Origin of the sequence: Streptomyces sp. 840.1, assembly GCF_003751445.1 — a bacterium.
In the GTDB taxonomy this organism is placed as follows: Bacteria; Actinomycetota; Actinomycetes; order Streptomycetales; family Streptomycetaceae; genus Streptomyces.
Genome location: NZ_RJUU01000003.1, coordinates 317473 through 343302 on the forward strand (window position 1 = coordinate 317473; position 25830 = coordinate 343302).

The following is a 25830-nucleotide window of genomic DNA, read 5'->3' on the forward strand; positions in this document are numbered from 1 at the left end:
GCCGATGTGGCCATGTCGTTGTTCCCTCTGTCCATATCCCCGGGGCCGCACTGCGTGCCGTCCCGGATCACACGCGAGGTCCCCCGCATGTCCGACGCATCCGTCATCTGCTCCGGCCTGTCCTTCTCCTGGCCCGACGACACCCCCGTCTTCCATGACCTGTCCTTCGCCATGGGGAGCGGCCGTACGGGTCTCGTCGCCCCCAACGGGTCAGGCAAGAGCACTCTGCTCAAGCTGATCGCCGGTGAGCTCCGGCCCGCCTCGGGCACCGTCTCGGTTGGCGGCACGCTGGGCTATCTGCCGCAGAGCCTTCCGCTGACCGGCGACCTGACGGTGGCCGAGGTCCTGGGGGTCGACGCGGTGATCCGCGCCCTGGACGCCGTCGAGTCCGGCGATGTCGGCGAGGACCACTTCGCGGTCATCGGTGACGACTGGGACATCGAGGAGCGCACCCGCGCGCAACTGGACCGGCTCGGCCTGACCGGCATCGCCCTCGACCGGAGCACCGGCACGCTCAGCGGCGGACAGGTCGTCTCGCTCGGTCTGGCGGCCCAGTTGCTGAAGCGGCCCGATGTGCTGCTGCTCGACGAGCCGACCAACAACCTGGACCTGGCAGCCCGGCACTCGCTCCATGACGCGCTCGACGCGTGGGGCGGCACCCTGCTGCTCGTCAGCCACGACCGTGCGCTCCTCGGCCGCATGGACCGTATCGCCGAACTCGGCAGCGACGAACTGCGCCTCTACGGAGGGAACTTCGCCGCCTATGAGGAAGCCGTCCGGGCCGAGCAGGAGGTTGCCGAGAAGAACGTGCGCAACGCCGAACAGGAACTGAAGCGGGAGAAGCGGGAGTTGCAGCAGGCCCGCGAGCGCGCCGAGCGCCGGGCGAGCAACGCCGCGCGCAATCTCAAGAGCGCCGGCCTTCCGCGCATCTTCGCCGGGAACATGAAGCGGGGCGCCCAGGAGTCCGCGGGCCGGGCCGGTCAGACCCATGCCGCCCGGGTGGGTGAGGCCAGGGCCCGGCTGGACGAGGCCGGCCGGGCGGTGCGCGACGAGCAGCGCATCACCCTCGAACTCCCGGACACCGTCGTCCCCGCCGGACGTACCGTCCTGCTCGCCGAGCGGGTACGGGTACGCCTCGGTGGTAGGGAGCAGTTCGCCGGTGAGGGCGTCGGTCTGACGATCCGCGGCCCCGAGCGCATCGCGCTCACGGGCGCCAACGGTGCAGGGAAGAGCACCCTGTTGCGGCTGATCAACGGCGAACTCCGGCCGGAGGGCGGCGAGATCAGGCGGCTGGACGGGCGGATCGCCTATCTGTCGCAGCGGCTCGACCTGCTCGACCTCGACCGTACGGTGGCGGAGAACTTCGCCGAGTCCGCCCCGCACCGGCCGGAGGCGGAGCGGATGAACCTGCTCGCGCGCTTCCTCTTCCGGGGCGACAGCGCCCACCTGCCGGTCGGGCTGCTGTCCGGTGGCGAGCGCCTGCGGGCGACCCTGGCCTGCGTGCTGTGCGCCGAACCGGCCCCGCAGCTGCTGCTCCTGGACGAGCCGACCAACAACCTCGACCTGACGAGCGCGGATCAGCTGGAGGGCGCGCTGAGCTCGTACCGGGGAGCGTTCGTGGTCGTCAGTCACGACGAGTCCTTCCTCGGCAGGATCGGCGTGGACCGGTGGCTGAGGCTGGCGGACGGCGAGCTGGTGGAGACCGGGGCTCCGCAGATGTGAACCGCTGACGTGCCGTCCTGGCCCGCGCCCGAGGCAGGACGCCCGGCGGGCCGCGAACCGATCACGTGGGAGAGGCCACCATGCCCGCAACCGCACTGCTCGCACACGACATCGTCCGCACCCTCGGCACCAAGCGCGTACTCGACGGGGTGTCCCTCACCGCCGCGCCCGGCCACCGCATCGGCCTGATCGGTGAGAACGGTGTCGGCAAGTCGACTCTGCTGCGCCTGCTCGCCGGTACGGACGAGCCCGACGGCGGCAGCGTCACCAGGCCCGCCGACGTGGGCTTCCTGCACCAGGAGATGGTGTTCGACGCCGCGGCGACAATCGCCGACGTGCTGGACGACGCGCTGCGCGAGGCCCGGGAGGACCTCGCGGCCATCGACCGGCTCACCGAGGAGCTGGCCCGCACCCCGCAGGACTCCCCCGGTTACGCCGGACTGCTGGCGGCGTACGGCCACCGGCTCGAACTGGCCGAGGAGCGCCAGACCTGGGACGCCGACCGGCGCGCCGCCGTCCTGCTCACCGGGCTCGGACTCGCGGCCCTGCCGTACGGGCGGACGCTCGGCTCGCTCTCCGGCGGGCAGCGCGGCCGGCTGTCACTGGCCGCGCTGCTGGTGCGGCGGCCCTCGGCCCTCCTGCTGGACGAGCCGACCAACCACCTCGACGACGAGGCCGCCGCCTTCGTCGAGGAGCAGCTGCGCGGGATGCCGGGCCCGGTCGTGATCGCCAGTCACGACCGGGCCTTCCTCGACGCGGTCTGCACCGACCTGATCGACCTGGATCCGGCCGTCGAGGGCCCCGTGCGCTACGGCGGTGGCTACAGCGCCTACCTGGCAGTGAAGCGGGCGGAGCGGGTGCGCTGGGAACGGCAGTACGCCGAGGAGCGGGAGGAGGCCGAGGCGCTGCGCCGCTCGGCCGATGTGACGGCGCGGCAGGTCGCGCCGGACCGGGGTCCGCGCGACAGCGAGAAGATGGGGTACGGCCTGCGGGCGGGCCGGGTGCAGAGCCAGATCGCCCGCCGGGTCCGCAACGCCTCGCGCCGGCTGGCGGAGCTGGAGCGGCGGCGGACCGGCGAACCTCCGCAGCCGTTGCGGTTCCGGCACTCGGGGCACTCGGGGCTCGCGGGAGCGTCGCCCGAGGGCACCCTCGTGTCCCTGCGCGGGGTGCGCGTGCCGGGACGCCTGGCCGTCGGCCGGCTCGACGTGGCGGCGGCCGAACGGCTCCTGGTCACGGGCGGCAACGGCGCGGGGAAGTCGACGCTGCTCGCCGTGCTCGCGGGGCGTCTTGCCCCGGAGGGCGAGGTGACCAGGCGCCCGGGGCTGACGGTCGGGCTGCTCGCGCAGGACACCCGGTTCGCGCGGCCGGACCGTACCGTCCGTGACACCTACGAGCGCGCGCTGGGTGCCGACCGGGCCGAGGCGGTGCCGCTGACCTCACTCGGCCTGATGCACGAGGCAGACCTGGACAAGCAGGTGGGGCGGCTGTCGGCCGGCCAGCGGCGCAGGCTCGCGCTGGCCCTGCTGACGGCCCGGCCTCCGCAGCTCCTGCTGCTCGACGAGCCCACCAACCACCTGTCCCCCCGGCTCTGCGACGAGCTGGAGGAGGCGCTCGGACCGGGGCCCGGCGCCGTCGTGGTGGCCAGCCACGACCGCTGGCTGCGCGAGCGGTGGCAGGGCCGAGGCATCCGGCTTCACCCGGAGCCGGGGGCCGTCGGATAGCGGACGAAGAGGACGCCGTGCACGTCGGCGTCCGGTGCGCTGTAGATGTGGGGCTCGTCGGCCCGCCACCGCGCGGACGCACCGGGGCCGACCGTCCGGGTGTCGTGGGGCGGGCCGACGACGGCGGTGCCCGACAGCACCATCAGGCTCTCCCCCGTGCCCGGGACGTGCGCCTCGGATTCCTGGGTGGCGCCGGCGCGGATCGTCACGCGGAACACATCGGTGACCGCCGCGTCGTCCTCGTACCGCTCCAGCAGGACCGCGGTGACGGCGCTGCCCGAGACCCCGGGAAGGCCTTCGGTCCAGCCGGGGGCGGAACCCGGTCCGCCCTGCTGCGCCGGGTCGCCGAGGAGGGCGCTGAGTGGCCGGCCGAGGGCGGTGGCGAGGGCGTAGAGGGTCTCCAGGGTGGGGTTGCGCCGGCCGCTCTCCAGCTCGGAGAGCGTGCCCTTTCCCACCCGTGAGCGCCGGGACAACTCCGAGAGGGACAGGTCCTGTTGGTGCCGCAGCGCCCGCAGTCGGCGCCCGACGTCCTCATTCGGTCCCATCGGCGTCCAGCCACCCCGCATTCCCGGTTGACGGGTGTCAGCCCGCCTCTCTAGTGTTCCATAAACAGAACGTTCCGTATACGGAACATGCTCGCGGTGCGCCGGTCCCGGTGCTGATCGAAGGCGTCCGCACCGCACGGGGGAAGTGGCTCACCATGTTCGTGCTCGCCCGCATTCGCTCGGCCGCGCCGCTCTCGGCCGTGGCCGCAGGACTGATCGCCGTCATGGTCGGGGTCACCAGTTCGGCGGCCCTGGTCTTCACGGCCGCGAGGGCGGCGGGGGCCGACTCGCGCGAGATCTCCTCCTGGATGCTCGCGCTCGGTGTGGGCCTGGCCTGCACCTGCGTCGGGCTGTCGCTGCGCTACCGGGCCCCCGTCGTCACCGCGTGGTCGACGCCTGGAGCGGCGCTCCTCACGACCGGCCTGAGTGGTGTGTCCATGCCCCAGGCGGTCGGCGCGTTCGTCTTCTCCGGGCTGCTCATCCTCCTCAGCGGGGTGACGGGCTGGTTCAGCCGTGTCATGGGCCGGATCCCGGTTCCGCTGGCGGCCGCGCTGCTGGCCGGGGTCCTGCTGCGGTTCGGCACGGGGCTGTTCAGCACGATGCACGGCAGCTTCGCCGTCGCCTTCCCGATGTTCGTGCTCTATCTGCTGGGGCGGCGCCTGCTCCCCCGGTACGCGGTGCTGCTGGCGCTCGGCGCGGGCGTGGTGGCCACGGTGTTCACCGGCGGCTGGCAGCCGGACAAGGTCCGCTTCGCGCTGGCCACCCCGGTCTTCGTCACCCCGGAGTTCGACTGGAAGGTGCTCGTCAGCGTCGGCGCCCCGCTGTTCGTGGTCACGATGGCCTCCCAGAACCTGCCCGGGGTGGCCGTGATCCGGGGCGCCGGCTACGACGTACCGGTGTCCCCGCTGATGACCTGGACCGGGGCGGCCAACGCCGTACTGGCACCGTTCGGCGCGTTCGGCCTCAACCTCGCCGCCATCACGGCCGCCATCTGTACGGGCGAGGAGGCCCACCCCGACCGCGACAGGCGCTATCTGGCGGCGGTCTGGGCAGGCGTCTTCTACCTCTGCGTGGGCCTGCTCGGCGCGACCGTCGCCTCGCTCCTGACCGCGATGCCGCACGCGCTGGTCCTGGCGATCGCCGGAATCGGCCTGCTCGCCACCATCGAGTCCTCCCTGTCCACGGCTCTGGCCGACAAGTCCTCCCGGGAGGCGGCCGTCGTGACCTTCCTCGCCACGGCCTCCGGGGTGACGCTCCTCGGCATCGGATCCGCGTTCTGGGGGCTGCTGGCTGGCCTGATCACCGGCGCGATCGCCTCCTTGGGGCGGCCTGGCCGCGATGCCCCCGCCCCGGCCCCCGGACCCGAGGCATCGCCGCGCGAACTGCGCGTCCCGTAACAGCGGCCGGGGCCCTGCCCGGCGGGCCGGCCGGGTGCGCGGCAGCCGGCTGTCCTGTCCGTGGAACTGGGTTGCCGCGCACGGCGCGAGCACGGTGGGATGGACTCCATGCCGAAAGCGCTTGCGCCCGTCCCCGCCGGACCGCTCACCCCCTTCGACCACCTGGACCACCGCTACCGCGGTGAGAACCCGGTACGCACCCTCGGCCATCTGTTCCACCCGGACCGCGGCCGGCTGGCGCTGGCGGTCCTCGTCTTCGTCGTGAAGCACAGCCCGATCTGGCTGCTCCCACTGATCACCGCGACCGTCCTCGACGTGGTCGTCCAGCACGGCCCGGAGTCCGGAATCTGGGAGTCCACCGGCATCCTGCTGTTCATCCTCGTCATCAACTATCCGCTCCACCAGTGGTACGTACGGCTCCTCGGCGGCAGCATCCGCCGGATGGGCATCACTCTGCGCTCCGCGCTGTGCCGCCGGATGCAGCAGCTGTCCATCGGCTACCACGCCCGGGTCAGTTCGAGCGTGCTGCAGGCCAAGGTGGTCCGCGACGTGGAGTCCGTGGAACAGATGATGCAGCAGAGCGCGGACATGGGTCTCGGCGCCGTGGTGACCCTGGTCGGCGGCCTGGTCGTCATCGGCCTCCGCGTACCTGCGTTCCTGCCCGTCTTCCTCGTCGTGGTGCCGGCCGCCGGGTTCCTGGTGATGAAGCTGCGCGCACGGCTGCGCAGCCACAACGAGTCCTTCCGCCGCGAGGTCGAGCAGCTCTCCTCGCGGGTGGGCGAGATGACCACACTCATCCCCATCACCCGAGCCCACGGCCTGGAGCGGACGGCGCTCGGCCGGGTCGACGGCTCGCTGCGCCAGGTGTTCGCGGCCGGGCTCCGCCTGGACACCGTGAACGGCCGCTTCGGCTCGCTGGCGTGGGTGATCCTCAACTCGCTCGGTGTGCTGTGCCTGACGGGTTCGGCCCTGGTCGCCTATCACGGGTGGATGCCGATCACCGCGGGCGACGTGGTGATGCTCAGCTCCTTCTTCACCGTACTGACCGGCTCCGTGACCACGCTGCTCGGCCTGGCCCCCGTCCTCACCAAGGGCCTGGAGTCCGTGCGTTCGGCGGGCGAGGTGCTGCAGGCCCCGGACCTGGAGCAGAACGCCGGCAAGGCACAGGTGGAGCGGGTCACCGGCCGCATCGACTTCGAGGACGTGGGATTCGCCTACGACGACGCGGCCCCGGCGGTCGACGGGTTCACCCTCTCCGCACGGCCGGGCGAGACGATCGCCCTGGTCGGCGCCTCGGGCGCGGGCAAGTCGACCGTCCTCAACCTGCTCATCGGCTTCATCCGGCCCACCTCGGGCCGCATCATGCTGGATGGCACCGACATGGCCGGGCTCGACCTGCGCAGCTACCGGCGCTTCCTCTCGGTGGTGCCGCAGGAGTCGATCCTGTTCGAGGGGAGCATCCGCGACAACGTGACGTACGGGATGGGCGACACGGACGAGGCCACGCTGACGCGCGCGCTGGAGGACGCCAACGCGCTGGAGTTCGTACGGGATCTGCCGCTCGGCCTGGACACGGTCGTCGGCCAGCGCGGCGCGCGGCTCTCGGGCGGGCAGCGGCAGCGGCTCGCGATCGCCAGGGCGCTGATCCGCGACCCCCGGGTGCTGGTGCTCGACGAGGCCACCTCCGCACTCGACAACCACTCGGAGGCCCTCGTCCAGGAGGCCCTGTCCCGTCTGGTGAACGGCCGGACCGTGTTCGTCGTCGCCCACCGTCTCTCGACGATCCGGAACGCGGACCGCATCGTGGCGATGGAGGGCGGCCGGATCGCGGAGATGGGCTCGCACCGCGAACTGCTGGACAGGGACGGCGTGTACGCGGGGCTCCAGCCGGCTCGCCCGTGACGCGCCACCCGGCCCCGTGACGCCGTGCCGCGAGCACGACGGGGACCGGCCGGGCGCGGCGCGACGGGGACCGGCGGCCCGGGAGGTCCACGGGCCTCCCGGGCCACCGGCACGGGGTCAGGGCCGTACGGTGCAGAGCGCCAGCAGTGTTCATGGCCGCCCCGCTCGCCCGCTTCCGGCGGATCACGCTCGGCTGACCTACCAGGGGCCGGCCGCCGCCCGCAGGGTCAGGAGCGCTCCGACAGCCAGCACGAGCACGGCCGAGGCGGCCGGACCGGCCCCCGCGAACCGCGCGAACGGGGCGCGCAGGCGGGCGTAGTTGTCCGCCCGCGCCTCGAACCTGTCCCGCAGCCGCACCAGCAGCAGGCCCGCGAGGGTCAGCGTCGCGGCCATTCCCAGGCCGTATCCGACGACGAGCAGCACCCCGAAGGCGGTGCGCCCGAGAGCGATCGCACCGAGCAGGACGACCAGGGCGGAGGGGCTGGGGACGAGACCTCCGGCGATCCCCATCCCGATCAGCCCGGTGCGTGACGTTCCGGCCCGGTGCGGGGCGAGGTCCGGGGCCGGACGGGGAACGTGGCTGTGGTCAAGGTCCCTGGCCGGGGCGAGGACCGCGCCGCTCCGCTCGGTCGCGACCGGCTGCGCCCCGCGCCGCCTCGGTACGAACCGTGCCGGAACGGGCGGGCCTGGCGGGCCGGACGGGAGCGCCGGTTCCGGGGCGTGGTCGTGATGGTGACCCTGATCGTCGCTGTGGTCGTGGTCGTGACCCTGGTCGTGGTGATGACCGTGGCCGTGGTGATGACCGTGGCCGTGGTGATGACCGTGGTGGTGGCCGTGGGCCGGGCGTTTCGTCAGTGCTGCACGCAGGAGCCACATGCCGATCCCGGTGACCATCAGCCCGCTGATGAGCCCGAGCCAGGTCAGCACGGTCTCTCCCGCCAGCGACGTGGCGAGCGGCAGGGCGAGACCGAGCGCCAGCACCCCTGCGGTATGGGTGAAGGTGACGGTGACTCCGACCGTGACCGCGTCCCTCGGGGAGCCGCGGCGGCCCGCCAGGTACGCGGCCATGATCGTCTTTCCGTGACCCGGGAGGGCCGCGTGCGAGGCGCCGAGTACGAGGGAGAGCAGCAGGGCCAGAAGTCCTGCGGGAACGGTCAGTTCGCGCCGCCCCACCAGTGCGTCGAAGACTCCGGACACCCTGTCGAGCGCCGCGGTGACCGGGCCGGCCCCCGGCAGCATCGTCCGCGCCACGGCTGCGGGCCGGCCCTCGCCGGGTTCGGTGTGCAGCCGGGCCGAGCGCTGGTCCAGGGTGGTGGCCAGCGGATCCTTGGGGTAGTGCCGGAGCTCGTCGGTGGGCGAGGTGGCGGGCAGCGCCGACCGGGTGAGCGTGACGCCGAGGCCGCGCGCGGTCATCTCCTGCCAGCCGACGCGCCGTTCGTCGTACTCCGTGCGCACGTCGATGTCCGCGGGCCCGCCCAGGTCCGCACGGGCGGCGAGGGTACAGCTGAGCCTGCTGGTCCGCAGGCCCCCTTCGCCGGGCCGGAACTCGAACGTGCTGCTCACGGCCCTCCAGCGCACCGGTGTGCCGGCGATGTCCAGCCGCAGCTGCCGGGTGAGCTGCGCGCAGTCCCCGGCGGCGAAGGACCGTGTCTCGGCCGCGTCCACGTCGCCGTTGTGGTCCCGGTCGACGCGCGGGCGTTCCTGTGCGGTGGCGATCTCCGCGCGGTCGACCACGACGAGCGCGTCGACGGCGTCCTCGCGGAAGGTCAGCCCGGTGTGGTGGTTGACCGTGAAGTTGCCCAGCGGGTGTGCGTGCGCCGCGGTGGCGAGGCCGGCCAGGAGGACCGTGAGTGTTCCCGTGAGGGTCAGGGAGGCGAGGAGGCGCGAGGGCGTGCGGTTCATCGGGCGGCTTCGATTCTGCTGAGCGCGGTGCGTGCCCGTGGGGCGTCCACCGGATGGAAGTGGGGGTCGGTGTCCAGGGCGCGACGGAGGTCGGTGCGGGCGGCCCCGGTCCGGCCGAGCGCCTGGTTGATCAGCGCCCGGTGGTAGTGGAACGGTGCGCTCACGGTGCCCAGTGCGAGTGCGAGGTCGGCCTGTTCGATCGCCTCGGTGTCGCGTCCGGCCCGGTGCAGGGCCCAGGCGTACGCGTCGTGGACCGCGATGAAGGGCCGTCGGCGCAGTGCGGCGCGTCCCATCTCGACAGCGGTCTCCGGGTTGCCGTGGTCGGCCTCGAAGAGCACCGCGTCCGCGTCCGGCGCCCCGCCGCTCGCCTTCCGCAGGGTTTCCTGCGCCCTGAGTACGTCGTACTGCTCCTCGGCCGCCTCCCGGTGTCCGAGGAGCCGCTGGAGGTCGCCGAGCCCGAGAAGGTACTGGGGCAGGGGCGCGGCGGCGACGGCAGCGGTGAAGTCGGTGACGGCCTGCCCGGAGTGGCCGAGCGCGGTGTGGGCGCGGGCCCGTGCCTCCAGGAGGGCGGCGTCGCCCGGGAGTACGGCAAGTCCGGCGCCGGCCAGTTCCAGGGCGGTGCGCGGATCCCCGGTCTCCAGGGCGAGGGTGGCGAGGTGGGTGAGGGCGAACGCCTTGTCGGCCGGGGTGCCGGCCGCCTGGAGGGACTTGTTCATCAGGTCGCGGGCCCGCGCCGTGTCGCCACGGAGTTCCCAGCTGTACGAGGCGCGCGCGAGGGCGCTGCTGTCGGGCCTGAGGTCGGTCATGCGCTGGACCGCCGCGTAGGAGTCCTCGTAGCGGCCGAGCTGGGTGAGCGCGTCGGCCAGGACCCCCTGGGCGGGCGCACTGTAGGGGTTGTCGGTGGTGGCGCGCTGCGCCCAGGTCAGGGCTCCGGCGAAGTCGTGGCGGGCGGATTCGAGGGCGCCCATCCCGGTCTCCGCCGCGAAGTTGCCGGCCGGCTGGAGGGCGAGGGACTTGCGCAGGGCGGCCTGGGCCCGGTCGTAGGTGGCCGCGTCCGCCGTGCTCCGGGCCTGTTGTACGTAGGCCATGCCGAGGGAGGACCAGCCGCCGGGGTCGGCGGGCAGTTCGCGTACGTGCGTCCGCAGGGCTTCGGTGGCGTCCTTGCCCCGGGGCGCGTCCTGGCCGGGGGCGGCCGTGGGCGTGGGCGCCTGCTGGGGGGCCAGGCCCAGCGCCCCGACCGTGAACAGCGTGCCTCCCAGGGCGATGGTGACCGCGGTACTGCGCAGTCGTCGTCTGCCGGCTCGGGCGGGGGGCGCGGGGACTCGGTCGGTCGCGGCTGGCACTGGTTCTCCCGGTGGTGTGGGACGGGCGGGGGGAGGCGGCGGTGTCCGGACCGGCCGACCGGCCCGGACACCGGTGTGACCCGGGATCACCCCTGGATCAGGGGTGGCAGGTCAGCTCGTGGCGCGGCGCCGGCGCAGGCGCAGTCCTCCGACACCCAGCAGGGCGACGCCCGCGGTGCCGATCGCGGCCGCGTTCGACGGCGTCATCGCCGGCTTCCCGGCGCGGCCGGACGGGCCGCTGTTGACGCTCTTGGTGTGCGGGAGCGCGAGGTACGGGAAGCGCGTACCGAAGGGCACCTCATTGGCATCGACCTTGTCGCCGTCCGCGAGCGCGGGGACGAGCTTGCCGGTCTGGGCGGCTCCTTCGACGGCCTGGAGGGAGATGTCGATGACGTCGTCGGTGAGGCGGCGGCCGTTCGGGAAGCCGGCCAGGTCCCCGGCGAGGACGCCGAGCCTGTTGGGCTTCGCGGTCGGCGGCACGGCCATGTTCAGCCGCAGCTCCTCGGCCGGGACGATCTTCTTGAGCGAGGCGTCCTTGTTCAGCCGGTGGGCGTTCAGATCGGCCTTGACCGGCCCGCAGGCCTTGCAGATGCCGGTGAGGTAGATCTCCGCGAGGTCCTTGCGCGGGGCCTTCGGTGCCGGCACGCCGTACACCTTCTGGATCAGCTTCGGCAGGATCGGGTCCAGCACCTTGTCCACGACCGGCTGGACGGTGCGGTCCTGGCTGGGGTTGAGGGTGTTGAAGGCGTCCTTGTACTTGAGGGGTACGACGACCTCGTTGACGAGCGGGTTGCCGAGGCGGGAGACCTGCTTCCACCCGGTGTGGGCGCTCGCGGTACGGGAGTCGGTGACCTGGACGCCGCGGCGCTCGGTGGTCGACCAGATCCCGACCACCGGGTTGCGGGTGGCGTTGCCCCGCAGTGCCAGGTCCTTCTTGGGGATCTGGAGTGCGACCGAGTTGACGTTGTACCCGGCGAGGGTGTCCTGGCCGCGTTCGCCGAGGTTCCCGCCGTAGAGCAGGTCGAAGACGCGCAGGTCGGCGAAGAACGGGTCCTCCGCCTGGCCGGCGAACGCCTTGCCGCCGCCCGGGGCGTTGCGGACCGCCTGGGCGCGCAGGGTGGCGTAGTTCGGCATGGACGCCTTGCCGACGTTCGACGGCGCCACGGGGGCCCCGCGCAGCACCGTGGAGGTGCCGCGGGAGGTGGTCACCGTGAGGTCGTAGACCTGCCGGATGTTCAGGTCCGGGTCGTTGAGCGAGGTGACCGGACCGGTGTTGTAGAGGAACTGTCCGCCCGCGTCCCGGGTGAGGGTGCGAAAGCGCCAGGTGTAGGTGACGTCCGCGTTGCCGTCGCCGGTGTTGTCGATCTTGATGTTGTACCGGGCGTCGTCGGCGAACTGGTAGAAGTTCGGGCCCCCGTTGGGCTCCTCGAACGGGATCCAGTTGGCGGCGAGCGTCACCGTGTCGGAGCGGTCGGGGCTGGTGAAGGCGTACACGTCGGTGTTGTCCGCGCGCGGGTCACCGGCGATCAGCGGGGCCTCGCGGTGGCTGGAGGCCGCACTGATTCCGGGTGCGAGCGTGAGAACGCCGAGCCCCGTGGCCAGCGCACCGGCGCCGAGGACGAGGAGGGAGTGGTCGAGGACGCGCCGGCTGCGCGGCCTCGGAGTGGGGGACGTCAAGACTGGTCCTCTCGGCAACGGATCACCGCCGCACCGCCTGGCCGGGGCGCAGGCGCGGGTGCGGGGCGATACGTGGGATGGGCGGAACGGGCCGACGATCCCGCGCACGGGAAGAATTCCGTGCGCCTGTCGCGGGGGCTGCGCCCGCCGCCGATCGTCGGGGCGACAGCGAACCACATTTCTCCGCCAAGGATTCACGTATTTCCCGGCAAGAATTCTGGCGGTGGACCCCACTTCTGACATAACCGCAGATGAACGCACCACTGAGCCCTGCCGGAACTGCGCGAAATGAACGGGGAACACACTCCGGATGTAGGCCATAAGTGCCACCACCCACTTATTGCGAACCATTCGCATCAAGCCGCCGCCATTTACGCGCGCCAGAAGTACGATCATTCACCCGTACGGACCTCCACCGAAGCCCTTGAATCACCTCAACGCCGCAGATTTTTGGTGCATCTTCACTAATTGCGCCCGGACGGCAATCCGTGACCGACTCGGCTACGGATCACTCAAGAACGGCCGGACAGATGTCACTCGCGGCAGCTTCGGAGAGGAATTCGGACAGAGATACCTTATTGCCCGTCAACGCGTATCCGGCGATCGGTAATTCGGGTGACCGAAGGACTGGTGCCGCAGTTCGGCGTTGCCTTTTTCTATTCCGCTCCGGCCCAGGACTTCCGGTCCGCACATGAAATCGATGAACCCGGGAATCACCCGTCCCGTAAACACAGGAGAAATTGGTGTCCGACGTTCATATGCTGACAGGCGCGTACGCGCTGGACGCACTGCAGGAGCGGGAACGCACAGCGGTGGAGGCCCACTGCGCCGGATGTCCCCCTTGCCTTCGCGAGTGCGAGGAGTTCAGGGCGACCGCCGCCCGGCTGGGGATGGCGTCGACGACGATTCCGCCCGCGGCCCTGAAGGGGCGCGTGCTCGACATCGTCCGCGCCACGCCCCGGCAGCCGCCGTGGCGGCTGCGGATGAGCGACATGGGCCGGCGGGCGGCCGTGCGGCTGCGGCGCCGCACGCTCCGCTGAGCGCGCGGCGCACGGCGCCCGCGACCCCCGGGACGCGCAGAAAAAGCCCCGCCGCGAGCCCGGACCGGGGGGCTGATTCCGGTCGGGCACGCGGCGGGGCGGCTCTGCTGTCCGGCGTCGGCCGTGACTACTTGGGCATCAGGACCGTGTCGATGATGTAGACCGTGGCGTTGGCGGTGGGCACGTTGCCGCACACCACACTGGCGCTGTCGTTGACCTTGTAGGACTCACCGGAGCCGGAGGTGGTGAGCTTGGACTTCTGGAGGGTGTCGAAGCTGCCGTTCTCCAGCTGCTTCGGGGTGAGCTTCTGCCCGACCACGTGGTAGGTGAGGATCTTGGTGAGCGTCGCCTTGTCGCTCAGGACCTTGTCCAGGTCGGCCTTCGGGATCTTTGCGAAGGCCTCGTTGGTGGGCGCGAACACCGTGATGTTCTTGGCGTTGTTGAGCGTGTCCACCAGACCGGCCTTCTTGACAGCGGTCACCAGGGTCGACAGGTCCGGGTTGTTGGAGGCGGCCGTGGCGACCGGGTCCTTGGACATGCCGTCGAAGCTGCCCGCGCCTTCCTTCGGGACACCGGCACAGGCCGGGCCGAACGGCTTGTCCATCGAGGCGGAGTCGGCCGTGGCCGGGTCCGAGGCGTCCGGAGCGGCCGCTGCGGCACTGGACTTGCTGTCCGACGCCTTGTCGGAGCTGTCGTCCGAGCACGCGGTCAGCGCCAGCGGAAGGACGGCGGCTGCGGCGACGGCGACGGCTGCACGACGGTAGCGAAGGGCGTTCATGTTGTTCTCCTTGATGGAAATACGGGGGGACAGAAGTCGCAGCCGGCGGCTGCGTCTGCGACGGGTGCGGGCGGCAGCGGCCGGTCAGGACGGCCTGGTGCTGATCGCTCGCACGGTCGGGAAAGGTCTTGATGCGCGTCCGGTCCGGACACCACCGGCCCGGCCGACGGCTCGGCCGTCTGGCGCGGCAGGTATCGAGGTGCTCCGGAGGATCGTCACGCAGCTGGTTCGGTGCCGACCGCCCGGCGGATTGGTCGATCACTCGATCAGGAGAAAAATTCCTGAAACGCAGACAGACGCGGCCGGTAGGGGTACAGCGCTCTTGTCCCGGTATCGCACCCTCGCGCCGAACGCCGTCCCGCCGGGCGGGCGATCATATGGTGACGAGTGTGATCGTTCGTGAGCGCGCGCTGAACACAAGTGACCGACACCCGGGCTATCTGGCTGCGGCGGTGGTGTTCGCCATCGGTATGGCCGGCACCACCCTGCCCACGCCGCTGTACGGGCTCTACCAGCAGCAGATCGGCTTCTCCGAGCTGATGGTGACCGTCGTCTTCGCCGTTTACGCCCTCGCGGTCATCACCGTGCTGCTGCTGGCGGGCAACTACTCGGACAAGGTCGGCCGCAGACCCGTACTCCTGTGCGCGATGGGGCTGTCGGCCGCGAGTGCCGGATGCTTCCTCCTGGAGCGCGGACTGCCGCTGCTCTTCACGGGGCGGCTGCTGTCCGGTTTCGCCGCCGGGCTGCTGAGCGGCGCCGCGACGGCGGCGGTCATCGAGCTGGCCGCTCCCGCGCAGAAGGCGCGGGCCGGGTTCGCCGCCACCGCCGCGAACATGGGCGGCCTGGGCTGCGGACCGCTGCTGTCGGGGCTCCTCGCGCAGTACACGCCCTGGCCGCTGACGCTGCCGTTCTGGGTCCATCTGGGGCTGGTGGCCGTGGCATCCGGGATCACCTGGTTCCTGCCGGAGACCGTGGCCGATCCGAAGCGGTGGCCGCGCCCGGCGCCCCAGGGGATGGCGGTCCCGCCCGAGGTGCGGAGCGTGTTCGTGCCCGCCTCCGTCGCGGCCTTCGCCGGCTTCGCGCTGCTCGGGCTGTTCACCGCGGTCGCGCCGAGCTTCGCCTCGCAGACGCTCGGGGTGCACAACGCGGCCGTCACCGGGGCCGTGGTGTTCTCCGTGTTCCTGGCCTCGACGTTCGGACAGTCCCTGACCCAGCGTTTCGGGGCCCGCCGCGCGCTCCCGGCCGGCTGCGGCATCCTCATGGCCGGGCTGGTGCTCGTGGCGTCCTCGCTCATCGCGGAGTCCCTGCCACTGCTGGTCCTGGGAGCGCTGTGCGGCGGCACCGGCCAGGGCCTCGCCTTCCGCGCGGCGCTCACCCTGGTCAGCGGCGCGGCCCCGGCCGAGCACCGCGGCGGGACGATCTCGGCGTTCTTCGTCGTCGCGTACACCGGGATCTCGGTACCGGTCGTCGGGGTCGGCGCCATCGCCACCTGGCTCGGGCTGCGCGAGGCCGGGCTCGTCTTCACGGGCTGCGTGCTGCTGCTGGCGGCGGGGGCGGGAACGTACGCCGCGCTCAGGCCGCCGCCGGGGACCTGACCGCCGGGCGGGACGGCCGCGGCCAGGTGCTCCCGGCCCGGGGCTCAGTCGGTGGTGCGGCGCAGGACCAGGCTGACGAAGCCCCAGGTGTCGCGGTAGCCGCGCAGCCATTCGGTGCGGCGGGTGGCGGACAGGGCGAGCAGCTCCGCGCCGTCCGGGTGGCCGGGGTGGTCCAGCGCCCAGTCGGCCATCGTCCCCCAGCAGGCCCATTCGTAGTCGTCCAGCTCCTGCCGGGTGCTCACGTGCCCGTGGACGGGCGTCCAGCCGGCGGCCATGACCCGGTCCACGGTCGTCGCCAGGTCGGCGAAGTCCCCGAGCATCTCGATGGCCTCCGGCGACGGCTCCCGCTCCCAGAACCCGTCACCGATCAGCACCCGCCCGCCGGGAGCCAGGTGTTCGCGGGCCGCGGCCAGGGTGGGCAGCAGTCCGCCGAAGGCATGGGCGGCCCCGACGCTCAGCACCAGGTCGAACCCGTGCGGCGAGACGAAATCGGCGGCGGGCACCTGGTGCAGGGTCAGGCGGTCCCCCACTCCGAGCGCGACGGCACGCGTGCGGGCGTCCGCCAACGCGCCCTCGGAGATGTCGACGCCCTCGGCCCGCAGCTCCGGGCGGGCGGACAGTGCGCGCAGGAGCCACTCCCCGGCGCCGCAGCCGAGGTCGAGCACGCGCTCGTCGCCGCGCGGGGTGCCGTGGTCCAGCAGCCCGCGGACCGAATCGTCGTCCAGCGGGGACTTGATGGGGTGGTGGGCATGGGCGATTCCGGAGATCTCTTCTCGGTTCACCGGCGCAGCCTGACAGCACCGAGGACCACGTGCACGTGTTTTTCTCCGCCCCGTGCCCCGGCAGTGTGGCGGGCGGGGCCTCAGACGGTCGCGATCAGCAGGTCCTCGCCGCTCGACGGGCGAAGACCGTCGGTCCGGTTCGCGAAGTAGCGTCCGGCCAGCTGAGGTCCCGACACGTGCCGGGCGCCCCCGAACCCGGCGGCTTGGGCCAGTGCGAGCATCTCCTGCGGCGTGTGGAAGCTGATGAAGGGCGTTCCGGACGCGAGCGCCCTCGGCTTGGTCTCCTCCAGCCGGTCGCGGTCCACGTCGTCGACGAGTTCGGCCGGCAACATGAACGTCATGGCGAGCGTCGAGCCGGGGGCGAGCCCGCCGAGCGTACGCAGGGTCGCCGCGATGGCCGGCGCCGTGAGGTACACCGTGACACCGGCACAGACGACGAGTGCCGGCCTGTGCGCGTCGAAGCCGGCGTCCACCAGCCGTGGCAGCCAGTCCCCGCCCGCCTCGAAGTCGACCGGCACCAGCCGGAGCCGGTCGGGAATCCCGTAGCCGAGCTCGATCAGCCGCCGGCGCTTCCAGGCCTGGGTGTCCGGCCGGTCGATCTCGAAGACCCGGAGCCGGGAGGCGGTGTCGGGCCGGCGCTGCGCGTAGGTGTCCAGACCGGCGCCGAGGATGACGTACTGGTCGATGCCCTGGCTGACCTCCTCGGCCACCAGGTCCTCGACGAAGCGGGCGCGGGAGACGGTGGAGGCGCGGAAGCCGGCGGTGGCGTCCGGGTCCATGTCCGGACGGCTGCGCCATCCCTCGTCGGGCGCCACCAGCCGCAGGCCGATCTCGTCCTCGAACACGTGTGGCGCGGCGTCGATCTGTACGTGCATCGCCCGCCAGAGCGCGACCCGCACCGCGGTGTTGTCCGGCACTTCGTACCGCTGGTCCGCCATGGCTTTCCCACTCCCTGAGGTCGGCGCCCGGCCGGGCGGAGCCATTTTTACGCTACCCAAATAGTTACATACTCCTACTTTCCAGCTATTTACCCCGGACCACGCATGGGTCGCGGGGGCGGGCGCCACGACGGGACGGACCGGCGGTTGCCGCGTCCCGCGCTCCCGGGGCTGCCGGAACCGGCCACCCCCGCCCTGACGTGCGAATCCCGTGAGCCGGGTCACTTAGCGAGGGCCGCCGCGCATGGCTTCGGGCTTCCGGGGAAGAGGGCCAGACCGCCGGGGTTCGCCCGGTCCCATCCGTACGGCCACCGAAAGGGCAGCACACGACGTGTCGGCACAACACACGATCCAGGTAGCGGGAGAGTGGCGAGCCGCCGCATCCGGCGCCACGCGCGAGGTTCTCGATCCCGTGGACGCGACCGCCTTCGCCGTCGTCTCCGAGGGCGACGCGGCGGACGCGGACGCGGCCGTCGCCGCGGCCAGGGCCGCATTCGACGCGGGTCCCTGGCCGCACACGCCGGTCGCGGAGCGCGCCGCACTGCTCAGGCGGGTGGCCGGTCTGCTGGAGCGCGACCGGGAACGGATCGGCGCTCTGGAGTGCCGGGACGCCGGGAAGACGCTCGAAGAGGGCCGGGTCGACGTCGACTGCGTCCGGGACGCCTTCCGTTACTTCGCCGACCTCGTCATGAACGAGAGCGGCGGGCGGGTCGTCGACGCGGGCTCCGAGGAGATCCACAGCGTCGTGGTGCACGAACCCGTCGGTGTCTGCGGGCTCATCACCCCGTGGAACTATCCTCTCCTCCAGGCGAGTTGGAAGATCGCCCCGGCCCTCGCCGCCGGCAACACCTTCGTGATCAAGCCGAGCGAGATCACACCGCTGACCACGGTCGCGCTGATCGCGCTGCTCGCCGAGGCCGGGCTGCCGGCCGGCGTGGCCAACATCGTCACGGGCCCCGGCGCCACCGTCGGCGCGCGGCTCGCGGAGCACCCCGGGGTCGATCTCGTGTCCTTCACGGGTGGGCTCACCAGCGGGACGAAGGTGATGCGGGCCGCCGCCGACTCGGTCAAGAAGGTCGCGCTCGAGCTCGGCGGCAAGAACCCCAACGTGGTGTTCGCGGATGCCTGCGCCACCGAGGAGGGTTTCGACACCGCGGTCGACCAGGCGCTCAACGCCGCGTTCATCCACAGCGGTCAGGTCTGCTCCGCCGGATCGCGGCTGATCGTCGAGGAGTCCGTGCGCGAGCGGTTCGTCACCGAGCTCGCCCGGCGCGCGGAACTGATCAGGATCGGCCGGGGCACCGACGAGGGCGTCGAGTGCGGCCCGCTCGTCTCCGCACAACAGCTCGCCAGGACCGAGGAGTTCGTGGCCTCCGCGCTCCACGAGGGCGCGGTGCTGAAGGCCGGCGGCGAACGCCCCGAGGGCCCCGGGTACTTCTACCGGCCCACGGTGCTGGACCACTGCGACCGCTCCATGCGCGTGGTGCGCGAGGAGGTGTTCGGACCGGTCCTGACCGTCGAGACGTTCCGTACCGAGGACGAGGCCGTGACCCTCGCCAACGACACGGAGTACGGGCTGGCCGGCGGCGTGTGGACCGCCGATCCGGGCCGGGGCCGCCGGGTCGCCGCCCGGCTGCGCCACGGCACCGTCTGGATCAACGACTTCCACCCCTACCTGCCGCAGGCCGAGTGGGGCGGCTTCGGCAAGTCCGGCATCGGCCGGGAGCTGGGTCCGACGGGTCTCGCCGAGTACCGCGAGTCCAAGCACATCTACCAGAACCTCGCCCCGCGCCCGGTGCGCTGGTTCGCGGGCTGACAGGAGCAGAGGCGATGGAGAACCTGACCCACTACGACTACGTCATCGTCGGCGGCGGCACGGCCGGTTCGGTGATCGCTTCCCGGCTGACCGAGGACCCCGGCATCACCGTCGCCCTCATCGAGGGCGGCCCCAGCGACGTGGGACGCGACGACGTCCTGACCCTGCGCCGCTGGATGGGACTCCTGGGCGGTGAGCTGGACTACGACTACCCGACGACCGAGCAGCCCCGCGGCAACTCCAACATCCGGCACAGCAGGGCCAGGGTGCTCGGCGGCTGCTCGTCCCACAACACCCTGATCGCGTTCAAGCCGCTGCCGTCCGACTGGGACGAATGGGCGGCGGCCGGCGCGCAGGGCTGGGACGCCCCGTCGATGGCCCCGTACTTCGACCGGCTGCGCAACAACATCGTCCCCGTCGGCGAGGCCGACCGCAACGCCATCGCCCGTGACTTCGTCGACACGGCGCGGACGACGCTCGAGGTGCCGCGCATCGAGGGGTTCAACAAGGCCGCCTTCCAGGACGGTGTGGGGTTCTTCGACCTCGCCTACCACCCCGAGAACAACAAGCGCTCCTCGGCCTCGGTGGCGTATCTGCACCCCTTCCTCGACCGGCCCAACCTCCATATCGCCCTGGAGACCTGGGCGTTCAGGCTGGAGCTCGACGGCAACCGGGCGACCGGGGTCCGGGTGCGGACCGCGGACGGCGCCGAGCGGCTCGTGCGCGCCCGGCGCGAAGTGGTGCTGTGCGCGGGCGCGGTGGACACCCCTCGGCTGCTGATGCACTCCGGGATAGGCCATCGCGCGGAGCTGGAGAAGCTCGGCATACCGGTGGTGCACGACCTGCCGGGCGTGGGTGAGAACCTGCTCGACCACCCCGAGTCGGTCATCGTCTGGGAGACGCACGGGCCGATACCCGAGAACTCCGCGATGGACAGCGACGCCGGGCTGTTCGTCCGCCGGGACCCGCAGAGCCCGGGGCCCGACCTGATGTTCCACTTCTACCAGATCCCGTTCACGGACAATCCGGAACGGCTCGGCTACGAGCGCCCCGAGCACGGGGTGTCCATGACGCCGAACATCCCGAAGCCGAGGAGCCGCGGCCGGCTCTATCTGACCAGCCCCGACCCGGAGGTCAAACCCGCCCTGGACTTCCGCTACTTCACCGATCCGGAGGACTACGACGGCCGGACGCTCGTCGACGGGATCAGGATCGCCCGCGAGATCGCCGCGCGGGAGCCGCTGGCGGGCTGGCTGAAGCGGGAGGTCTGCCCGGGGCCCGAGGTCACCTCGGACGAGGATCTGAGCGAGTACGCGCGCCGGGTCGCGCACACCGTCTACCACCCGGCGGGAACGTGCCGGATGGGCGCGGCCGACGACGCGCTCGCCGTGGTCGCACCCGATCTGCGCATCCGCGGTCTGGACGCGGTCCGGATAGCCGACGCGTCGGTCTTCCCGACGATGCCGGCCGTCAACCCGATGATCGGGGTCCTGATGGTCGGGGAGAAGTGCGCCGAGCTGCTCGGCGCCACTGATGGGGGTCATGTCCGATGAGCACACCACCGCACGTCTTCTCCGTGAACAACCTCTGGAAGGTCTTCGGGCCGAAGGCCGACCGGGTGCCCGGCGACCCCGAGCTCGCCGAGCTCGACGGCGCCGGACTGCGTGAGCGGACCGGCTGCACCGCCGCCGTGCGCGACGTCTCCTTCGATGTCCGCAAGGGCGAGGTGTTCGTCGTGATGGGCCTGTCCGGTTCCGGCAAGTCCACCCTCGTGCGCTGCCTCACCCGGCTCGTCGAACCGACGTCCGGCGAGATCGTCATGGACGGCGAGGACGTGCTGTCGATGAACGCGGGACGGCTGCGGGAACTGCGCCGCCACCGCGCCGCCACGGTCTTCCAGCACTTCGGTCTGCTGCCGCACCGCTCGGTCGTCGACAACATCGCCTACGGGCTGGAGATCCAGGGCATGGGCCGGGCCGAACGGCGCTCCCGCGCTGCGGAGTTCATCGCCAAGGTCGGACTCGAAGGCCTGGAGGACCGGCGCCCCGGGGAGCTCTCCGGCGGGCAGCAGCAGCGCGTCGGGCTGGCGCGGGCCCTGGCCGTCGACCCCGAAGTGCTGCTGTTCGACGAGCCGTTCAGTGCCCTGGACCCGCTCATCCGGCGGGACATGCAGGAGGAGGTCGTGCGCCTGCACCGCGAGGAGGGCCGCACGATGGTCTTCATCACCCACGACCTGAACGAGGCACTGAAGCTCGGTGACCGGATCGCGCTGATGCGGGACGGCCGGATCGTGCAACTGGGCACCCCCGAGGAGATCGTGGGGTCGCCGGCCGACGACTACGTCCGGGACTTCGTGCGCGATGTCCCGCGCGAACAGGTGCTGACCGTCCGGGCGGCGATGCGTCCGGCGGACGGCGCCGAGAGTGTCTCGGGTCCGGCGCTGGCACCGGAAACCACCGTCTCGGAGGCGATCGAGGCGGTCGTCCGCACCGGGGAGACCGCACGTGTGGTCGACGGGGGACGCTGCCTGGGCGTGGTCGACCACGCGTGTCTGCTCGGCGTCGTGGCCGGGATTCCGGCCGTGAGGGAGGCCGCGTGATGCGGACGAACCGTCCGACGGCCCCACCGGGCCGCACCGGCGCCCGCCGCCCCGGGCACGGGACGCCCTCCCCCACGAGCCGGAGGTGTCCGCGATGACCGCGACCGCCACCCCCGCGCGCCCCACCGGCCTCGGCTCGTCCGGGGCCGCCGCCGCCCTCGCGCGGCACCGCACCGCACTTGTGCTGGCCGCGACGGTCGTACTGCTGGCGCTGGGCACCGTCCTGGCGGGCCGGGGCGCCTGGCCCGGAGACCTCACCGTCGACCTCACCGGTCCGCTCGGCAGCGTCAGCGACTGGATCATCGACAACCGCGACACGCACCCGCTGTTCCTCTACTTCTTCGGGCACATCAGCAACGGCGTCGTCCTCTCGGTGCGCGCCGTCTACCTGGTGCTGCTCGCGGCCGGCTGGGCCGGGGTCACCGCGGCGGTCGGGCTGATCGCGTGGCGGGTGGCGGGTGTGCGGCTCGCCCTGTCCGCCGTGGCGGCGCTGCTTTGCTGCGGGCTGCTCGGCATGTGGGTGCCGACCATGCAGACCCTGGCGCTGATGGTGGTCGCGGTCCTGGTGTCCGTGGCGCTCGGCGCGCTGCTCGGCCTGGCCGCGGGACTGTCGGACCGGTTCTTCCGCGTGCTGCGGCCGGTGCTCGACACCATGCAGGTGATGCCGGCCTTCGCGTATCTGCTGCCGGTGGTCCTCGTCTTCGGCATCGGAGTGCCGGCCGCCGTGCTGGCGACCGTCGTCTACGCTGCGCCGCCGATGGCCCGGCTGACCGCCCTCGGGCTGCGCGACGCGGACGCGGGCGTCATGGAGGCGGCCGCTTCGCTCGGCGCCACCGGACGGCAGCGGCTGCTGACGGCCCGGCTGCCGCTCGCCCGCAGGGAACTGCTGCTCGGCCTCAACCAGACGATCATGATGGCCCTCTCGATGGCGGTCATCGCCTCCGTGATCGGCGCCGGCGGTCTCGGTGACCGCGTCTACCAGGCCCTGGCCTCCGTGGACGTCGGCGCCGCCCTGGCGGCCGGAATCCCGATCGTGCTGCTCGCCGTGATCCTCGACCGGGTCACCGGCGCGGCCGGCAACGGGCTCGACACCGCACCCCGCGCCGGATCGGCCCGGCTGGGCTGGGCCGTCGCCGCGGCCGGCACCGTGGCCGTCGCCGTCGGGGCCCGCCTCGTCGCCGGGACGGGCTGGCCGGACGGCTGGACGGTCGCGGTGGCCGAGCCCGTCAACCGGGCCGTCGGCTGGATGACCGACCACCTGTACTCAGGTGTCCCGGTCGTCGGCGGCACGGCGGACTGGGCCGGACGTTTCACCACCTGGGTGCTGGACCCGGTGCGCGACGGACTGCAGTGGCTGCCCTGGTGGGCGGTGCTGCTGCTGATCGCCGTGCTCGCCATGCTGATCGGCACCTGGCGCACCACGGTGACCGCGGTCCTCGCGATGGCCGCCATCGGGGTGCTCGGCGTCTGGGACCCGGCGCTGGACACGCTCTCCCAGGTGCTGGCCGGCGTCGCGGTGACCCTGGTGACCGGCTTCGCCGTCGGGATCGCCGCCTCGCGCAGCGGACGGGTGGAGCGGCTGCTGCGCCCGGTCCTCGACGTGTTCCAGACGATGCCGCAGTTCGTCTACCTCATCCCCGTCGTCGCCCTGTTCGGCGTCGGCCGCGCGCCGGCGGTGGCCGCCGCCGTCATCTACGCGCTGCCCGCCGTCGTCCGCATCACCACCCAGGCCCTGAAGGGCGTCGACCCGGTCACGATGGAGTCCTCGCGTTCGCTCGGCGCGACCGGCGTCCAGCAGCTGCTGAAGGTGCAGCTTCCGCTGGCCCGGCCGGCGCTGCTGCTCGCCGTCAACCAGGGCGTCGTCCTGGTGCTCGCCGTCGTGGTCATCGGCGGTCTCGTCGGTGGCGGGGCGCTCGGCTACTCCGCGGTGTTCGGCCTCGCCCAGGGCGACCTGGCGACCGGGCTGGTCGCCGGAGCGGCGATCGTCCTGCTCGGGCTGATGCTCGACCGGGTCACCCAGCCGACCGCACGCCGCTTCGGAAAGGGGGCCTGAGATGGCTCGCCCGCGTACCCCGCTCGTCGCGCTCCTCTCCGCCACGGCCCTGGTCGCCGTGGCCGGCTGCGGCGCGGCCGACATGACCCAGCAGTCCTCGCCGTTCGCCAACGCGCAGGGCGCGAAGACCGTGACCCTGTCCGTGCAGTCGTGGGTCGGCGCCCAGGCGAACGTGGCGGTCGCCCAGTACCTCCTCGAACACGAGCTGGGCTACCGCGTCGACACCGTCCAGATCGACGAGGTGCCCGCCTGGGACGCCCTCAGCCAGGGCCGGGTGGACGCCATCCTGGAGGACTGGGGCCATCCCGACCAGGAGGCCAGGTACGTCAAGGACAAGAAGACGATCAGTCCGGGCGGCGAGCTCGGTGTCACCGGGCACATCGGCTGGTTCGTACCGACGTACTTCGCCAAGGAGCATCCCGACGTCACGGACTGGCACAACCTCAACAAGTACGCCGCACAGTTCCGCACGCCGGAGAGCGGTGGCAAGGGCCAGCTGCTGGACGGCTCCCCGTCCTACGTGACCAACGACAAGGCACTCGTGCGGAATCTCGGCCTGGACTACCAGGTCGTGTTCTCCGGGTCGGAGGCCGCGCAGATCACCCAGATCAAGCAGTTCGCCAAGGAGAAGAAGCCCTTCCTCTCCTACTGGTACAAGCCGCAGTGGCTGTTCGAGAAGGTGCCGATGACGGAGGTGAAGCTGCCGCCGTACAAGGACGGCTGCGACGCCGACGCCAAGAAGGTCGAGTGCGCCTACCCGCAGACACCGCTGAAGAAGTACCTCAACGCCCGCTTCTCGGGCAGCGGCGGGAAGGCCGCCCGGTTCCTGAGGAACTTCTCCTGGAGCACCGAGGACCAGAACGAGGTCGCCCTGATGATCGCCGATCAGAAGCTGTCGCCCGAGGACGCGGCGAAGAAGTGGGCCGACGAGAACGAGCGGACGTGGCGGGCCTGGATCCCCCGCTGACGCAGCGGGCCGGCCGGACGGGTCCCCGTCCGGACGGCCCGCCCGTCCGCCGTGCTCGCCTGCCCGCTCGCTCGCTCGCTACGGAACGAGCAGGCGGAGCAGGTGGGCGCAGCCGGCCGATTCGCTCGGGTGCCGGGCGATCACCTCGTACGTACCGCGTTCGTACGCCCCGGTCTCCCACGCCCCGTCGGGGGCCCGCCGCAGGAACAGGAAGTCGGTGGGGGTGGGGGCCGGTTCGTGGACTCCCTCGATGCGGTAGTAGCCGTCGGCCACTCCGGCGGCGTCCAGCGCGGCCCGCAGTTCCCGGCGGTCCATGCCGGTGCTAGGCGGCGGGAGCGAGGTAGCCGTGTTCCAGCAGCCACTTGACGTTCAGCCGCTGGCCCTCGCCCGGGTCGAGGAAGACCGCGTCGAGCTTGATCTGCTGGCCTCCGCCGGACTGCTCGAACCAGGGGGCGATGCTCCCCTGCCACACCCAGAAGGGCTTGGCGACCTTGTACACCCGGTAGTCGCAGGGGAAGGCCGCTTCACGGGTGTTGAGGTTCTGCGGCGGCAGTGCCCGCTCCGCGTACGAGTCACCGGCCGGGGCCAGGAACCCGCCGTACTCGGATCCGAACCGGTCCAGGCGCTGACCGGGGCGCAGCTTCGAGGGCTCCTTGTCGACCTGGCCGTTGACCACGCCGAAGCCGTCGTTGGGCGGGTACTTCCAGCTGCCGGAGTCGGCGGGCCCCTCCCAGTACTTCTTCAGGAAGGCCTGCGGCGAGAGGCCCCCGGTCCGCTCGTAGCCCTTCAGGAGCGGGCCCACCGGGGCGCGGTTCCTGTTCGGCAGCCACTGCGGGCCGAGCCGGGCGTCGTCGTGGAACTCGCCGGTGCAGGGCTCGTGCCGGGCGATGCTGCCGGCCGGCCGGTTCTCCGGCTTCGCCGCGGCGCTCGCGGCGGGCGCCGCGATCAGTCCGGCGGTGATGCCCAGCGCGGCAAGTACCGTGCGCATGCGGTGCATTCGGGTGTCCCCTCAAGTACTGATGATCTACCAGTGAGGTGACAAAGGGTAGCCGC

At 72.1% G+C, this 25830-nt stretch carries 20 protein-coding genes; 11 read left to right on the top strand and 9 right to left on the bottom strand.

What is annotated here, in order from left to right:
• Window positions 1-87 precede the first annotated feature (87 nt).
• On the top strand, window positions 88-1722 hold the full coding sequence (locus tag EDD93_RS33890; protein WP_123529902.1) for an ABC-F family ATP-binding cassette domain-containing protein: 1635 nt from the start codon (window positions 88-90) through the stop codon (window positions 1720-1722).
• A gap of 80 nt (window positions 1723-1802) precedes the next feature.
• Window positions 1803-3443 carry an ABC-F family ATP-binding cassette domain-containing protein gene (locus EDD93_RS33895; RefSeq protein ID WP_123531574.1) on the top strand — a complete coding sequence of 547 codons (1641 nt, stop codon included), beginning with the start codon at window positions 1803-1805 and terminating at the stop codon, window positions 3441-3443.
• On the opposite strand, the gene EDD93_RS33900 is transcribed toward EDD93_RS33895, so the two are convergent.
• The gene (locus EDD93_RS33900; protein WP_123529904.1) at window positions 3416-3988 is read right to left on the bottom strand and encodes a helix-turn-helix domain-containing protein; all 573 of its coding nucleotides are present in this window, start codon (window positions 3986-3988) and stop codon (window positions 3416-3418) included. The genes EDD93_RS33895 and EDD93_RS33900 overlap by 28 nt on opposite strands.
• 155 nt (window positions 3989-4143) lie before the next feature.
• Here EDD93_RS33900 and EDD93_RS33905 point away from each other — a divergent pair, with 155 nt between their 5' ends.
• Both EDD93_RS33905 and EDD93_RS33910 read left to right on the top strand, forming a co-directional pair.
• Window positions 4144-5385, top strand: a complete 1242-nt coding sequence (locus EDD93_RS33905) for a benzoate/H(+) symporter BenE family transporter (RefSeq protein ID WP_123531576.1) — start codon at window positions 4144-4146, stop codon at window positions 5383-5385.
• A 108-nt stretch (window positions 5386-5493) separates the two neighbouring features.
• Window positions 5494-7287, top strand: a complete 1794-nt coding sequence (locus EDD93_RS33910) for an ABC transporter ATP-binding protein (RefSeq protein ID WP_123531578.1) — start codon at window positions 5494-5496, stop codon at window positions 7285-7287.
• A gap of 198 nt (window positions 7288-7485) precedes the next feature.
• Here EDD93_RS33910 and EDD93_RS33915 read toward each other — a convergent pair whose 3' ends face one another.
• The 3 genes from EDD93_RS33915 to EDD93_RS33925 all read right to left on the bottom strand — a co-directional run bounded on the left by EDD93_RS33915 (window position 7486) and on the right by EDD93_RS33925 (window position 12209).
• A complete protein-coding gene (locus tag EDD93_RS33915; protein WP_123529906.1) occupies window positions 7486-9189 on the bottom strand; it encodes a nickel transporter in 1704 nt (567 codons plus the stop codon).
• On the bottom strand, window positions 9186-10532 hold the full coding sequence (locus tag EDD93_RS33920) for a lipopolysaccharide assembly protein LapB (RefSeq protein ID WP_260256080.1): 1347 nt from the start codon (window positions 10530-10532) through the stop codon (window positions 9186-9188). The genes EDD93_RS33915 and EDD93_RS33920 overlap by 4 nt, the downstream gene beginning before the upstream one ends.
• 111 nt (window positions 10533-10643) lie before the next feature.
• Complete coding sequence (locus EDD93_RS33925; RefSeq protein ID WP_123529907.1) at window positions 10644-12209, bottom strand: DUF4331 domain-containing protein; 1566 nt, start codon at window positions 12207-12209, stop codon at window positions 10644-10646.
• A gap of 743 nt (window positions 12210-12952) precedes the next feature.
• On the opposite strand from EDD93_RS33925, the gene EDD93_RS33930 reads away from it, so the two are divergent.
• Entirely contained in the window at window positions 12953-13249 is a 297-nt protein-coding gene (locus EDD93_RS33930; protein WP_260256081.1) for an RskA family anti-sigma factor, read from the top strand.
• 127 nt (window positions 13250-13376) lie between these two features.
• Here EDD93_RS33930 and EDD93_RS33935 read toward each other — a convergent pair whose 3' ends face one another.
• Window positions 13377-14027, bottom strand: coding sequence for a fasciclin domain-containing protein (locus EDD93_RS33935; RefSeq protein WP_123529912.1), 651 nt, complete (start codon window positions 14025-14027; stop codon window positions 13377-13379).
• Between the two features lie 377 nt (window positions 14028-14404).
• On the opposite strand from EDD93_RS33935, the gene EDD93_RS33940 reads away from it, so the two are divergent.
• Window positions 14405-15622 carry an MFS transporter gene (locus EDD93_RS33940; protein ID WP_123529914.1) on the top strand — a complete coding sequence of 406 codons (1218 nt, stop codon included), beginning with the start codon at window positions 14405-14407 and terminating at the stop codon, window positions 15620-15622.
• Window positions 15623-15666: 44 nt separating this feature from the next.
• On the opposite strand, the gene EDD93_RS33945 is transcribed toward EDD93_RS33940, so the two are convergent.
• Together EDD93_RS33945 and EDD93_RS33950 are read right to left on the bottom strand one after the other, a co-directional pair.
• Window positions 15667-16404, bottom strand: a complete 738-nt coding sequence (locus tag EDD93_RS33945; RefSeq protein ID WP_123529916.1) for a cyclopropane-fatty-acyl-phospholipid synthase family protein — start codon at window positions 16402-16404, stop codon at window positions 15667-15669.
• A gap of 80 nt (window positions 16405-16484) precedes the next feature.
• The gene (locus EDD93_RS33950) at window positions 16485-17342 is read right to left on the bottom strand and encodes a class I SAM-dependent methyltransferase (RefSeq protein ID WP_123529918.1); all 858 of its coding nucleotides are present in this window, start codon (window positions 17340-17342) and stop codon (window positions 16485-16487) included.
• A gap of 331 nt (window positions 17343-17673) precedes the next feature.
• Here EDD93_RS33950 and EDD93_RS33955 point away from each other — a divergent pair, with 331 nt between their 5' ends.
• The 5 genes from EDD93_RS33955 to EDD93_RS33975 all read left to right on the top strand — a co-directional run bounded on the left by EDD93_RS33955 (window position 17674) and on the right by EDD93_RS33975 (window position 24777).
• Window positions 17674-19158 (top strand): aldehyde dehydrogenase family protein, encoded by a 1485-nt coding sequence (locus EDD93_RS33955; RefSeq protein ID WP_260256082.1) that lies wholly within the window; start codon window positions 17674-17676, stop codon window positions 19156-19158.
• A gap of 14 nt (window positions 19159-19172) precedes the next feature.
• The gene (locus EDD93_RS33960) at window positions 19173-20711 is read left to right on the top strand and encodes a GMC family oxidoreductase (RefSeq protein ID WP_123529922.1); all 1539 of its coding nucleotides are present in this window, start codon (window positions 19173-19175) and stop codon (window positions 20709-20711) included.
• Window positions 20708-21757: a glycine betaine/L-proline ABC transporter ATP-binding protein gene (locus tag EDD93_RS33965; protein ID WP_123529924.1), complete on the top strand. Its 1050-nt coding sequence runs from the start codon at window positions 20708-20710 to the stop codon at window positions 21755-21757. Before EDD93_RS33960 ends, EDD93_RS33965 begins: the two co-directional genes overlap by 4 nt.
• Window positions 21758-21851: 94 nt before the next feature.
• Window positions 21852-23810, top strand: coding sequence for a proline/glycine betaine ABC transporter permease (locus tag EDD93_RS33970; RefSeq protein WP_123529926.1), 1959 nt, complete (start codon window positions 21852-21854; stop codon window positions 23808-23810).
• A 1-nt stretch (window position 23811) separates the two neighbouring features.
• Window positions 23812-24777: an ABC transporter substrate-binding protein gene (locus tag EDD93_RS33975; RefSeq protein ID WP_123529928.1), complete on the top strand. Its 966-nt coding sequence runs from the start codon at window positions 23812-23814 to the stop codon at window positions 24775-24777.
• Window positions 24778-24855: 78 nt separating this feature from the next.
• On the opposite strand, the gene EDD93_RS33980 is transcribed toward EDD93_RS33975, so the two are convergent.
• Both EDD93_RS33980 and EDD93_RS33985 read right to left on the bottom strand, forming a co-directional pair.
• A complete protein-coding gene (locus EDD93_RS33980) occupies window positions 24856-25092 on the bottom strand; it encodes a hypothetical protein (RefSeq protein WP_123529930.1) in 237 nt (78 codons plus the stop codon).
• A 7-nt stretch (window positions 25093-25099) separates the two neighbouring features.
• Window positions 25100-25774 (bottom strand): TNT domain-containing protein, encoded by a 675-nt coding sequence (locus EDD93_RS33985; protein ID WP_123529932.1) that lies wholly within the window; start codon window positions 25772-25774, stop codon window positions 25100-25102.
• Between the last annotated feature and the right edge of the window lie 56 nt (window positions 25775-25830).